Below are 12,920 nucleotides of genomic sequence, written 5' to 3'. Positions count from 1 at the left end.
CGTTTAGGACGTGTGGAGCGGCCGGCCGAGGAGGGCGAGGGCTGCCTCCCACAGCCCCTCCGGGAACGTGGGGTGGGCGTGCACCGTCTCCGCGAGCTCGCGCACCGTGAGCCCGGCCTGGATCGCGAGCGTCGCCTCGGCGATGAGGTCCGAGGCGTGGGGCCCCACGATCTCCGCGCCGATGACCCTTCCGTCGCGGTCGGCCGCGACCTGGAACTGCCCCTCGGTCTCCCCCTCCGCCCACGCCCGGCCGAGCGCGGCCAGGGGGAACCTCCCCCCGGGCAGGCCCTGGGCGGCGGCCTCATCGAGGGGGATCCCCACCAGGGCCACCTCGGGCTGGGTGAAGATCGCCTGGGGGACCACTGCCTCCCCCCCTGCCACCCGATCCCCGGCGAGGAGCTCGGCGAGGGCGAGGCCCTCGTGCGACGCCTTGTGGGCGAGGAGCCATCCGCCGCGCACGTCGCCGATCGCGTACACGCCCGGGGCAGCTGCGAACGCGCGGTCCGTGGCCACGTACCCTCGCTCGATCCTCGCCCCCACGTTCTCCACGCCAAGCTTGTCAAGCTGGGGCTTCCGGCCCACCGCCACGAGGACGGCATCCGCCGGGACCTCCTCCTCGCCTGCCCCGGTGCGGAGGACGACCCCGCTTCCCGTGAGCCGTTCCGCGCGCGCCCCGAGCCGGACCTCGATCCCCTGAGCGGTCAGGGCGCGACGGAGGAGGGCCTCGCCGCGGCGGGACAGCCCCACCCCGGGGAGGAGGCGGTCGAGGAGCTCCACCACCCACACCTCGCTCCCCAGCCGCCGGTACACGGTCCCGAGCTCAAGCCCGATCACCCCGCCCCCGACCACGACGAGGCGTTCCGGCACGCGTGGAAGCTCCAGCGCGTCCCGCGATGACCACACCCGCTCCCCGTCGAACGGGAGGCCGGGGAGCTCGATCGGGCTCGATCCCGTGGCGAGGACGATCGCGTCGCCGGCGAGCGTCCTCTCCCCGCGCGGGGTGACCACCCGAACCTCCCCCGCCCCGGCGATCCGGGCCTCGCCGGCGACCACGTCCACCTGCGATCCGGCGAGGAGCTTCTCCACCCCGCCCCGCAGGCCGACGATCACCTCGTCCAGCCACGCCCGCATCGCCGCGAGGTCCGCCGTGACGTCGAGTGCGATCCCCATCCGGGCGAACGTCCGACGGTGGCCGAACGGGGACGTGGCTGCGTAGAGGGCCTTGGTGGGGATGCAGCCCTCGTTCAGGCACGTCCCGCCGAGGTGCGCCCTCTCGACGAGCACCGCCTCCACCCCCAGTTGCCCCAGCCGGCGGGCGCAGACGTACCCCGCCGGCCCCCCGCCCACGATCACGACCTGGGTCCGGTCCATGGGGCCCAGTGTACCCTCGCCCGTAGGCCGCGGCGGAGGATCAGGGGAGGAACCCGAACCGGCGCTCCCCGCAGCATGGGCACCCCGCGGCGCGGGCGACGGAGATCGTCTCCGCCCGACCGGCCCACAGGTCGAGGTGGACGAGCCGCCCTGGTGCGAGGTCCGCGCTCCCGACGAGGATCTGGATCGCGGTCGTTGCCTGCCAGGCGGCGAGGGCGGCGGGGACGGGGCCAAGGATCCCGGCCTCGGCGCAGGTCGGGATCGTCCCGGGCGGGGGGAGGTCAGGGAACAGGCACCGCAAGCACGGCCCCTGCTCGGGGACGATCGGCATCGTCATTCCGTGCGTGGCGAGGACCGCCGTGTAGACCCACGGCACGCGGTGCTTGACGCAGGCGTCGTTGATGAGGTAGCGGGTCTCCAAGTTATCGAGCCCGTCCAGGACGACGTCCACCTGCGGGACGACCTCCTCCGCGAGCTTGGGCCCGAGATGGGCGACGTGGGAGGCGATGGCGACGTCCGGGGCGAGGCGATGGAGGGCCTCCGCCGCGGCCTCCGCCTTCGGCCGCCCGAGGTCGGGGGGGGTGAACAGGGCGACGCGGTGGAGGTTCGTCTCCGCGACGAGGTCCCGGTCCACGAGGATGAGCCGGCCGATCCCGGCCCGGGCGAGGGCCTCCGCGGTGTGGGACCCGAGCGCCCCACACCCCACGATGAGGGCGGAGGACTCCCCAAGCCGGCGCTGGCCCTCCCGGCCGATCGCGGGGAGGGCCATCTGGCGCGCGAACCGCGATCCCGTCATGCCCCGATTGTTTCCCGCCCGCGGGCCGCGGGCAAGTGGGGGCGCGCCCCGCCGCTACGACGGCTCCCCCTCACCTTTGATTCCTCTCCCCCCAGCGGGGGGAGAGGCAAGGTGGGGGGGCTCTCCCCCTCCGGGGGAGAGGGCAGGGTGAGGGGGGCCGTTCCCCACGGCGCCGGGGGGCGAGGGGAACCGGTCCGGCCTCCGCACTGTATATTCCCTCGAGCACAAGGGGGGATACCCATGGTGAAGCGGATGGTGGTCGTGCTGGCGGTCGTTCTGGTGACGGGGACAGCGTTTGCAGAGACGCCCGTCTACCTCTATGGCGAGGTCGCCCCGCCCGCCGGAGCGGTGGATGAACTGGCGGCGCGGGCGGAGGACCTCGGGACCCCGACCGCAGTGTTCACCGCGGACGGGCTCGTGGTGCGCGGCGCGGACGACGAGGAAGAACTCCTCGCGGGAGGGGTCTACCTGTACCTGGACGGCGATCACTTCCTCGTGGGGATGGAGGAGGGGATCGAGAGGGCGATCCTGCGCGGGGATCGCGACCGCGCTGAGCTCATCGTGTGGACGGGGGGCGACGTGATGGTCCCGCCGCGGGAGGCGTTCGTCTCCCTCCTCCAAGAGCTCGGGCTCCTCGAGAGGGGGTGTTCGGTCACCCTCACCGTGGTGGAGTTTCCCCTCAAGCTCCCGCGCGTGCCGGAGGGGGTGAACCTCGATCCGACCCTGTGGGCGCTCGTCCAGCATCCGGATTGGTTCGGGGCGGCGCGGGACTATGGCCTGGAGCGGATGGGGCTCCGGGTGCGGGTGGTGGCCGAGGCGAGCGGGGCGCTCGCCGAGGACCTTGAGCCGTACGTCCTCAGCTCCACGGGGGAGCTGATGGACCTCCTCATCCCGATCGGCCTCCTCCCTGAACTGGGCCGCGATCCGGCGGTGAGGGCGGTGCGACCGCCGTTCACCCCGTACCCGGCGGAGGGGTGAGGAAGATGAGGATGACAAGAGAGCGCTGGAATAAGAACGTTCGTCGGGGACGAGCCCCGACGTTACTGTCCGTGGCCTTGATCCTGGCGTTCGGGTGTGCCGGACTGGGCCAGGTGGAGATCGTCGCCCTCGATGCGGACCGGGCGGCGTGGGACGCGGTCGTTGCCCAAGCGGCGGGGGCCGGGCTCGCCGCGACCGTGAAGGACTACAACGAGGCCGCCCTCTACAACCAGGTGTACCTCCTCGTGGGGATCGGCATGGCGAGGTTCGACGTCGCCCAGGCGCTCACGACCTGGGCGCCGAACGTCGCCGCGCGGTTCGCCGACCTCACGCCCTACGCCTCCCAGCTCCAGGCCGCTGGCCTCGAGATCTACCGGTACGGGGGGCGGGCGATCGGCGTCGTCCTCCCGTGGCGGGCGGAATCGTTCGCCGGCGTGTCGGCCCGCTCGACGCGGGTCAAGGAATCGGTCCAGCTCCTTACTTACCTCCCGGCGGGGGGCACCAGGGCGCCGGAGGCGACGAGGGTGGGCGTTCCCCTCTCGATCGGACCCGTCACGATCACGAAGACGGAGAAGAGGAACCCGCATGTGGATGGAGCCCTGGAGACGTTTGTTGCCGCGACGCGGCAGGTCGTGTCGACCGGTGTCCTCACCGCCCTCACCAAGGTCCCGGCCCAGGCCCGCGATGCCCTGACGAAGGTGGCGGGCATGCTCGGGATCCCCCTCTCCCCGGCCGGGGACGCGGTGACCCTCGTCATCGAGTCAAAGGGCGGGGTGGCCCCGCTCGGGGTCGCGGTGGAGCCGGTCTCCTCCCCCCTCGGACTGACGAAGGTGTCGGTCCCCCTCTCCCAGCTGGAGAGCTTCCTCGCCCAGGTCGGTCCGGGGGTCTACGTGCGGCTGCCGTACATCCCCCATGAGCTCGCGGTCACGTCCCAAGGGGCGAGCCTCGTCGGCGCATCCGCGTTCCACTCCGCCGGGATCCGCGGGTCGGGGGTGAAGGTGGCGGTGATCGACCTCGGGTTCAGCGGCCTTGCCACCTCGCAAGCGCAGGGCGATCTCCCCTATTCCGTCGTCACCCGCGACTTCACCGGGACCGGGATCGAAACCGGGATCTCCCACGGCACGGCCGTGGCCCAGATCGTGTACGACATCGCCCCCGATGCCCAGCTCTACCTCGTGAAGATCGGGAACGAAGTGGACCTCGATAACGCGGTGACGTACTGCATCTCCGAGGGGATCTCCATCATCAACCACTCGTTGGGCTGGTACAACACGAACTTCTACGATGGCACCGGGACCATCGCCGACATCGCCCGCCGGGCGACCTCGGCCGGGATCCTGTGGATCCAGGCGGCGGGGAACAGTGGCCAGAAGCACTACGGGGCCACGTTCACCGATGGGAACTCCGATGGATGGCACGACACCGAAGTCACCTTCGCCGCCACCGCCGGGCAGCAGATCGCGTTCTACCTCACGTGGGACGCCTGGCCGGCGACGGGGGACGACTACGACCTCTACCTCTTTGGCCCGACCGGCACGCTTGTCGCGAGTTCCACCGCTACCCAGGGCGGGACCGAGCAGCCGACGGAGCGCATCACCACGACCGCCGGGTCGAGCGGGACGTACCGGGTGCGGATCCAGAAGGCGAGCGGGGCCACGCGACGCCTCTCGGTGTTCTCGATCGTCCACGACCTCACTCCCGCCGTGTCCGAATCGAGCATGCCCGCCCCGGCGAACGCAGCTGAGGTCCTGTCGGTGGGGGCGATCAACTGGACGAACTATACGAGTGGGCCAATCGCCCCCTACTCCTCGCGCGGGCCGACCGGGGACGGGCGCGCCAAGCCCGACCTCGCCGCCCCGGACAACGTCACGACCGGGGTGAGCTACTACAGCCCGTTCCCCGGGACGTCGGCCGCGGCGCCACACGTGGCCGGGGTCGCCGCCTTGCTCAAGGCGGAGGCACCGAGCCTGAACCGGAGCTCGCTTGCGAGCCGGATCCTTGCGTTCTGCGTTCCGATGGGGGATCCGTATGCGTTCGGCGCGGGCCGGCTCGAGGCCCGGCCCCAGACCGTGGCCCAGGCCGACCTCATCGTAGACGCGATCACCTACAGTCCAACGACGCCGACCCTGGGGCAGACGGTCACGTTCCAAGTGACGGTGCGGAACCAGGGGTCCGCTTCCGCGGGGTCGTTCGTCCTGCGGCTGCAGGGAGCGGCCTCGTACCAGGATGCGACGGTCTCGTCCCTCGCGGCCGGGGCGTCCACGATGCGGACGTTCACGTTGCCCCTCTCGACCTCGCCGGAGACGTTCACCGCCACGGCGGATGCCAACGGTCAGGTGAGTGAATCGGACGAGGCGAACAACACCCGTCCGGTGACCGTGACCGGGCCGGTGGCCCGTCCGGACCTGGTGGTGGACGCGATCACCTACAGTCCGCCGAACCCGACCCTCGGGTCCACGATCACGTTCCAGGTGACGGTGCGGAACCAGGGTTCGGCGAGCGCGGGCTCGTTCGTCCTGCGGCTCCAGGGAGCGGCCTCGTACCAGGACGCGACGATCTCGTCCCTCGCGGCCGGGGCGTCCACGATGCGGACGTTCAGCCTACCGCTCTCGACCTCGCCGGAGACGTTCACCGCCACGGCGGATGCCAACGGTCAGGTGAGCGAATCGGACGAGGCGAACAACACCCGTCCGGTGACCGTGACCGGGCCGGTGGCCCGTCCGGACCTCGTGGTGGACGCGATCACCTACAGTCCGCCGACCCCGACCCTCGGGTCCACGGTCACGTTCCAGGTGACGGTGCGGAACCAGGGGTCCGCTTCCGCGGGCTCGTTCGTCCTGCGGCTCCAGGGAGCGGCCTCGTACCAGGACGCGACGGTCTCGTCCCTCGCGGCCGGGGCGTCCACGATGCGGACGTTCAGCCTGCCTCTCTCGACCTCCCCGGAGACGTTCACCGCGATAGCGGACGCCAACGGTCAGGTGAGCGAATCGGACGAGGCGAACAACACCCGTCCGGTGACGATCACCGCGGCCGTGCCGGCGCTCGGGTTCACCGTCGCCACCAACAAGTCCACCTACGCCGTGGGCGAGCCGGTGCGGGTCACGGTGACCCTGTCCCGGGCGAGCTACGTGTACCTGATCGAGCTCGACGCGGCGGGGCGGGCGGTGTTCATCTTCCCCAACCGGTGGGAGCCAAGCCCCCAGCTTCCCGCGGGGACGACCCAGCTCCCGCGGACCACGGCCTACTCCTACACCACGGCGGAGCCAGTGGGCCCCGAGCAGATCGTCGGGTTCGCTTCCGACCGGGTGATCCCCTACTTCCCGACGAGCTACGGCACGGGGTTCCCGATCCTCGCCACGAACGGGGCGTTGTTCCTATCCCAGGTCCGCTCCTGGCTCGCCGCGAACGTGCCCAGTGGCTCGTGGGCGGAGGCGAGCGCGCCATTCACCATCATCCTTCCCACGAACCAGCCCCCGACGACGTCGTTCACCTTCTCGCCAGCGAATCCGCTTCCGAACCAGTGGATCACGTTCGATGGCCGGGGGTCGAGCGACCCCGACGGCACGATCACATCCTGGGCCTGGAACTTCGGCGACGGGGCGACCGGGACCGGATCCCAGATCCAGAAGCGGTATAGCTCCGGTGGCACCTACACCGTGGCCCTCACCGTCACCGATAACCGGGGCGCGACCGCCACCACCACCCGCACCGTAACCGTGGGGACGCCGAACCAGCCCCCTACGGCGTCGTTCACCTTCTCCCCGCCGAACCCCGATCCGGGGGAGAACGTCACGTTCAACGCAGCGGCCTCGTCCGATCCGGATGGGACGATCACCGCCTACAGCTGGAGCTTCGGCGATGGCACGACCGGGACGGGGATGCCCATCACCAAGGCCTACACCTTGGCCGGGGTCTACGTCGTCACCCTCACCGTCACCGACAACCTCGGCGCCACCGGGACCACGACGCGCACGATCCAGGTTGGCACGCCACCGCCGCCTCCTCCCACCCTCCCCGGGATGCCGACGATCGACCGCCCCGGGATCTACGTGTGGGGCGACGTGGAGAACAAGTGGCATGTCACCGTCGCCGGCGACGCGAGTTGGACCTCCCCGCGGCCGTTCGCGGTGACCCTCGAAACCCGGGGGACGTTCGCGAACCGCGTGTTCACTCCCGCCGGGCCGAGCCCGGCGATCACTGCCTCCGGTGGCATCACGAAGCTCGTGTGGACGGGGACGATCGGCTCCGGGTGGGCCGACCTCGCGTTCGACCTCACCGGGGCGACCTCGATGCAGCTCACCCTGTACCTCGACACCGACGGCGACGGGGTGGCCAAACCAGCCTCGCGACCCCAGAGCATCGTCTACCTGCGGTCGTGCAAGGTGAACCCGCCGGGTGGGGCGAACCCGCTCATCCTGAGCGCACGGCCGGGGGCCTCGGCGCTCCTGCCGTCGGCTAACTTCCGCGTCGGGTTCTGCTCGGGCCGCGCCACCTGGCCTGACTGCACGTTCATCCACTACGACATCGAGTATGTCGAATCCGAGGCGGGCTGCCGCTAAGTCGGATCGAGCTGTGGGGGCCCCGGCCAAGCCGGGGCCCTTCTCTTTCCCTCCCCCCCCTCACCTTCAATCCCTCTCCCCCCGATGGGGGGAGAGGGCAGGGTGAGGGGGAAAAGAACGGGCCCCGGAGTCCGGGGCCCGTGATCGTCGTCGGGGACGTGCCCCGACTACAGAAACTAAACTAGAACGTGAACGTCCAGCCGACGCAGAAGGTCGAAGTGACCTGGCAGGTGCCGCCGGCCGGCATGGCGCCCGTCACGTTGAGGGTCAGGTTCTGCATGAGCGGGATCCCCGCCGCGAACCCGAACCGGGTGATGTCGAACAGGCCACCCGCCTCGCCGAACCAGATCTTGAGGTCGACGGTGTATTGGCCGCCGCAGCAAGCCGCGCCGCAGAACCCGAGCTTAATGAGCTCGAACTCGCCGCACCCGATGTTGAAGTCATCCGCGCTCGAGAGGACGTAGGTGTTCATCCACCCCGGGTCGAACGCCTCGATCATCTCGAAGTAGTTGCAGTCGCCGAGCGTGCACTTGAGGCTGAACCCGTAGATCTCGATCCCTTCCCAGATCGGCGCGTCCTCGTCGAACAGGGCGTCGCCGTACACGGTGAAGCACCCCTCGACCCCGAGCCCCTCAAACCCTGGCGTGAACGAGATCTCCTTGTAGTCCACCCCGAACTCGATCCCGAAGTCGAAGTACACGCCACAGCAGAGCGGGATGCTGAACCCGGAGAGGGACAGGTACTGGAAGCCGCCCTCCTTCAGGAAGTAGACCTCCGCATCGAGGGCGATCCCGCAGCACAGGGAGACGTCGTCCAGCCACAGATAGAGGTCGTAGAACTCGATCCCCTCGCAGCAGTCGACGAACGAGGCCCGGACGTTGAGCGGCTCCACCTTCCCCGTCAGGATGTACATCATGCCCCACACGCCCGGCTCCGTCTGACACGGGCTTGCTACAAGGATCGGGTACTCCCGGAACGGCCGGGTGTACGGGAACACACTGCTGTCGGTGAACATGTTGGCGGTGTAGGTTGAGTCCCAGTGCAGGACCTTCAGGCCGACCCCGACCCCGGCGAAGTCGAAGCTCGTCGAGATCTTGCTCCCCATGTAGGCAACATCGGTGACATCGAAGTACATGTTGCCGCTGAGGTTGAACGGGCCGAACGCGCCCGTGAGGGCGAACTGCTCCCCGGTGAGCCCCGTGGCGCCGAAGCTGCTGATGCTCGTGATCGTGATCCCATTGATCGTGTACCCGATGGTCAGGCCACTCGTCAGCGTGGTGGTAGGCAGGAGGCACACGTTGCCCGTCCACTTGCCCGTGATCTGACCGAACCCCACGATTCCCAACGTACAAAGCGCAACTGCAATTGCGAGAGCCCGCTTCATAGATCCATCCTCCTTAGTACCTAGGTCAATTTCAGTTTGTGGTTCCACACATTCGGGATCCCGAAACCCCGCCAACCCATGAGTCCCTTCGTCCCGCCCACCACCTCCCTTTGCCAGAGGATACATGGCCGATGATAGTGACCCCGCCGTCCCCTGTCAAGAGTTCCGGGGTGATGGCTGTCACCGTGGGCGGTGGGGCCGTCGGGCGGAGGCCGGGCTCCGCGAGCGACCGCCCCCTCACCTTCAATCCCTCCCCCCCGGAGAGGGGAGGGTGAGGGGGTCACCCTCCCCCGCGCCCCTCCCTCAAGGAAGGGGAAAAGGAACTTGGGGGAGAGGGCGGGGCGAGCGGCGCCGACCCAGGGTCTCCGGGAAGGGCCCCCGACCGGGGGTGCCACGGCAGGCGGATCTCCCCGGGCGGGAACGGCCAAGAGGATACGGGGTTGACGGCGGGGCGGGGACGCGCTACCCTCCGCCCCAACTTCGGTCACGGGGGTGCGTGCGCGTGAGGGGACAGGGGTTCTGCCGGGGTGGTCGCCTTTGTCGCGGCGTCCCCCCGTCGCGGTAGTCCACTTCGGAACAGGATCTTCTCATCGCCTCCCGGGAGGTTAGGGTGCCCGTCCATCTGGCCGTGACCGAGCTCATCGGGAACACCCCCCTCGTCCGTCTCCGGCTCGGGGAGGGGACCGGGGCGCGGATCCTCGCCAAGCTCGAGATGTGGAACCCGCTCGGGAGCGTCAAGGACCGGGTGGCGTGGGCGATGATCGCCGACGCCGAGGAGCGGGGCGCGCTCGTGCCAGGGACGACCGTGGTCGAGCCGACGTCGGGGAACACCGGGATCGGCCTCGCCTTCGTGTGCGCGCTCCGCGGGTACCCGCTCGTCCTCACGATGCCGGAGGCGATGTCCCCCGAGCGGCGGGCGATCCTCGCCGCCCTCGGGGCGGAGCTCGTCCTCACCCCCGCCGCGGCGGGGATGGCCGGGGCGGTGCGCGCGGCGCAGGAGCTGGCCGCGCGGGGGGCGTTCCTGCCGAACCAGTTCGAAAACCCGGCCAACCCCCGCGCCCATGAGCGCACCACGGCCGAGGAGATCTGGCGGGACACCGGCGGGGAGGTGGACGTGTTCGTCGCCGGGATCGGGACCGGCGGGACGATCACCGGCGTGGGGCGGTTCCTCAAGCGGTGCCGGCCCGGGGTCCGCATCGTGGGGGTGGAGCCGGAGGCGTCGCCGGTCCTCGCCGGGGGGAGCCCGGGCGTACACCGGATCGAGGGGATTGGGGCCGGGTTCGTGCCCCCGGTCCTCGATCGGGCGGTGCTCGATGAGGTCCTCCCCGTGGCCGCGGACGAGGCGGAGGCGATGGCGCGGCGGCTCGCCCGCACGGAGGGGATCCTGGCCGGGATCTCGTCCGGGGCCGCCCTCGCCGCGGCGCTCCGCGTTGCCGGGCGGGCGGAGTGCGCCGGGAAGACCGTCGTGGTGGTCCTCCCCGACCGAGGGGAGAGGTACCTCTCCACCCCGCTGTTCCGGGTCCCGGGAGGGGATGGTGGCTAGCCGGATCCGCGACGACATCGCCGCGATGCGGGCCCGCGATCCGGCGGCGAGGTCCTCGCTCGAGGTCGTCCTCTGCTACCCCGGGCTCCATGCGGTGTGGCTGCACCGGATCCACCACTGGCTGTGGAATCACAGGCTGCGGCTTCTGGCGCGGGTCCTCGCCCACGGGGTGCGGGCCGCGACCGGGGTCGAGATCCACCCCGGGGCTCGGCTCGGATGGAGGGTGACGATCGACCACGGGATGGGGGTGGTGATCGGCGAGACGGCCGAGGTCGGGAACGACGTCCACCTCTACTCCGGGGTCGTCCTGGGCGGCGTGTCGCGGAAGCGCGGGAAGCGCCACCCGACGATCGAGGACGGGGTCGTGATCGGGGCGGGGGCGGTGCTCTTGGGGCCGATCCGGGTGGGGGAGGGGGCGCGGATCGGGGCCGGGGTTGTGGTGCGGACCGACATCCCGCCCCACACCACCGTGGTCGCCCCCTCCCCGACGATCGCCGTCAACTCCCGTACAGCCAACGGTAGGTGAGCCAGCTCGTGAGGACCTTCCCCAGGTACTCGCGGGTCTCGGTCGCGCGGAGGTGGGCCGGGAGGTCGGCCGAGCTCGCGATCCCCCCGGCCGTCCACCGACGGAGGTTCCCCGGGCCCCCGTTGTAGGCGGCCACGGCCCACGCGAGGTCCCCCCCCGACTCGCGGAGGAGGGAGCCGAGGTACCACGTCCCGAGCTGGATGTTGACCGCGGGGGAGAAGAGGTCCCCCTCCCGGTACGGGATCGTGAGCTTCTCCTCCGCGATCCAGCGGGCGGTGGAGGGGAGGAGCTGCATCAGGCCCCGGGCGTCGGAGGAGGAGACGGCGGTGGGGGAAAAGCCGCTCTCCTCACGGATCACGGCGAGGACGAGGTACGGATCCACCCCGTATTCCCCCGCCCAGTGGACCACGGTGTCCCACCACGCCAGGGGATAGGCCAGGCGGTAGGCGCGGGGGGAGGGGACGCTCGGGAGGACCCCGCTCCCGACCCGGAACGCGGCGCGCCAGTCGCCGTGCCGGAGGTGCCACTCGCCGATCGCGAGCCGGTCGGCTGGGGAGCCGCGGCTCTCCGCGATCGCGAGCTCCACCTCCGCCCACTGCCGCCCGTCCCCGCTCGGGGACGCAGAGAGGAGGGCATCGGCCAGCGCCATGGCTGGGGGGAACGACGGGAGTGGGTCCGCGGCCGTGGCGAACGGAGCGGCCGGCACGCCGGCGAGCCAGGCGAGGGCCGGGGAGAGGAGGCGGGCGGCGTCCGCCGCCTGGGTCGCCTCCCCCCGCTCCCGGTGGAGGAGGTAGAGGCGGAGGGCGGCATCGTCGCGCACGCGCGAGGTGCCGCGGGCGAGCTCCCAATAGAGGTCCATCGCGTCGCGGGGGCGCCCCTGGGCCTCGAGGAGCCGCCCCGCCCGCCACTTCGCCTCCGGCTCGTGGGACTGGCGGTAGGCGGCGATCGCCTCCTCCGCCCGCCCCTGGGCCTCGAGGACGAGCCCGGCTGCGTAGGCTCCCGCCGCCCCGGCGGCGCGGTAGGCGAGGAGGGCCCGGTCCAGCTCCCCGGCCCGTTCGAGCGCGCGGCCGTACTCGAGGTGGACCCCGCGATCCCCGGGGATGGAGGCAAGGTACCGCTCGAACTCCGGGAGCGCCTCCTTCGGCCGGCCGAGGGCGGCGAGGGCCCGCGCCCGTTCGAGCGCGGCCTCGGTCCCCCCGACCGCGGCGAGCACGGTCAGGGCCTCGCCCGGAGCCCCTCCCTTCGTCAGAGCGGCGGCCGCCCGGAGGGGATCGCCCTCCAGCCGGAGGACGGCCTGGACCGCGTCCGGGTGAGGGAGGAGCGCTTCCCACTCCCCGCGCGCCTCGGCGGCCCGGCCCGCTCCTTCGAGGGCCCGCGCGAGGTCCGCCCGGAGGTCGGAGGTGGGGTAGAGGGCGAGGGCGGAGCGGAGGATGGGCACCGCCAGGGCAGGGGCCCCGTGGGCGAGGTGCCACCGGCCGAGGGCGACCCGGGCCTGCCAGCCCACGCCATCGTCACGGTCAGCCAGTGATGCGAGCTCGGAGAGCGATCCGGGGAGGCGATCGCGGGCCTCCTGGAGGCGAAGGTAGTCCGCGACCGCGGCCGGGGGGGGATCGGTCCCCACGAGGAGGGCGGCCAGGCCGAGGAGGAGCCCGACCAGGACGAGCGAACCGATCACGGCTTTCAACTGTGCTCTTCCCTCCACCGGTCATGAGGGTAGGGGCGTCGCGCAGCGCGGGGAAGGACGGCGCACCCCTCGCCAGGGG

Annotated in this window: 8 protein-coding genes; 4 read left to right on the top strand and 4 right to left on the bottom strand. The window is 71.3% G+C overall.

The genetic code is table 11. The features are described from left to right. Window positions 1-3: 3 nt before the first annotated feature. Both lpdA and BARAN1_RS00390 read right to left on the bottom strand, forming a co-directional pair. Complete coding sequence (gene lpdA / locus BARAN1_RS00395) at window positions 4-1,371, bottom strand: dihydrolipoyl dehydrogenase (protein ID WP_122030383.1); 1,368 nt, start codon at window positions 1,369-1,371, stop codon at window positions 4-6. Between the two features lie 40 nt (window positions 1,372-1,411). Further along, entirely contained in the window at window positions 1,412-2,167 is a 756-nt protein-coding gene (locus tag BARAN1_RS00390; protein ID WP_122030382.1) for a HesA/MoeB/ThiF family protein, read from the bottom strand. Window positions 2,168-2,407: 240 nt separating this feature from the next. On the opposite strand from BARAN1_RS00390, the gene BARAN1_RS00385 reads away from it, so the two are divergent. Then, window positions 2,408-3,145, top strand: a complete 738-nt coding sequence (locus BARAN1_RS00385; RefSeq protein ID WP_122030381.1) for a hypothetical protein — start codon at window positions 2,408-2,410, stop codon at window positions 3,143-3,145. A 71-nt stretch (window positions 3,146-3,216) separates the two neighbouring features. Next, on the top strand, window positions 3,217-7,704 hold the full coding sequence (locus BARAN1_RS00380; RefSeq protein ID WP_122030380.1) for a CARDB domain-containing protein: 4,488 nt from the start codon (window positions 3,217-3,219) through the stop codon (window positions 7,702-7,704). A gap of 181 nt (window positions 7,705-7,885) precedes the next feature. Here BARAN1_RS00380 and BARAN1_RS00375 read toward each other — a convergent pair whose 3' ends face one another. Then, window positions 7,886-9,088, bottom strand: a complete 1,203-nt coding sequence (locus tag BARAN1_RS00375; protein WP_157959327.1) for a hypothetical protein — start codon at window positions 9,086-9,088, stop codon at window positions 7,886-7,888. Between the two features lie 610 nt (window positions 9,089-9,698). On the opposite strand from BARAN1_RS00375, the gene cysK reads away from it, so the two are divergent. Together cysK and cysE are read left to right on the top strand one after the other, a co-directional pair. Next, complete coding sequence (gene cysK / locus BARAN1_RS00370; protein WP_122030378.1) at window positions 9,699-10,631, top strand: cysteine synthase A; 933 nt, start codon at window positions 9,699-9,701, stop codon at window positions 10,629-10,631. Then, the gene (cysE, locus tag BARAN1_RS00365) at window positions 10,624-11,157 is read left to right on the top strand and encodes a serine O-acetyltransferase (RefSeq protein WP_122031724.1); all 534 of its coding nucleotides are present in this window, start codon (window positions 10,624-10,626) and stop codon (window positions 11,155-11,157) included. The genes cysK and cysE overlap by 8 nt, the downstream gene beginning before the upstream one ends. On the opposite strand, the gene BARAN1_RS06740 is transcribed toward cysE, so the two are convergent. After that, entirely contained in the window at window positions 11,129-12,832 is a 1,704-nt protein-coding gene (locus BARAN1_RS06740) for a lytic transglycosylase domain-containing protein (RefSeq protein WP_269460778.1), read from the bottom strand. The genes cysE and BARAN1_RS06740 overlap by 29 nt on opposite strands. Between the last annotated feature and the right edge of the window lie 88 nt (window positions 12,833-12,920).

The organism is Candidatus Bipolaricaulis anaerobius, assembly GCF_900465355.1.
In the GTDB taxonomy this organism is placed as follows: domain Bacteria; phylum Bipolaricaulota; class Bipolaricaulia; order Bipolaricaulales; family Bipolaricaulaceae; genus Bipolaricaulis; species Bipolaricaulis anaerobius.
The sequence above is the reverse complement of the archived record's forward strand: the minus strand, read 5'-3'. Positions and strand labels throughout refer to the sequence as shown.

Excerpts from the sequence above, each read along its gene's own strand:
- BARAN1_RS00390 (WP_122030382.1), bottom strand. The coding sequence starts at position 2,167 with ATGACGGGATCGCGGTTCGCGCGCCAGATGGCCCTCCCCGCGATCGGC.
- lpdA (WP_122030383.1), bottom strand. The coding sequence starts at position 1,371 with ATGGACCGGACCCAGGTCGTGATCGTGGGCGGGGGGCCGGCGGGGTAC.
- BARAN1_RS00385 (WP_122030381.1), top strand. The coding sequence starts at position 2,408 with ATGGTGAAGCGGATGGTGGTCGTGCTGGCGGTCGTTCTGGTGACGGGG.
- BARAN1_RS00375 (WP_157959327.1), bottom strand. The coding sequence starts at position 9,088 with ATGAAGCGGGCTCTCGCAATTGCAGTTGCGCTTTGTACGTTGGGAATC.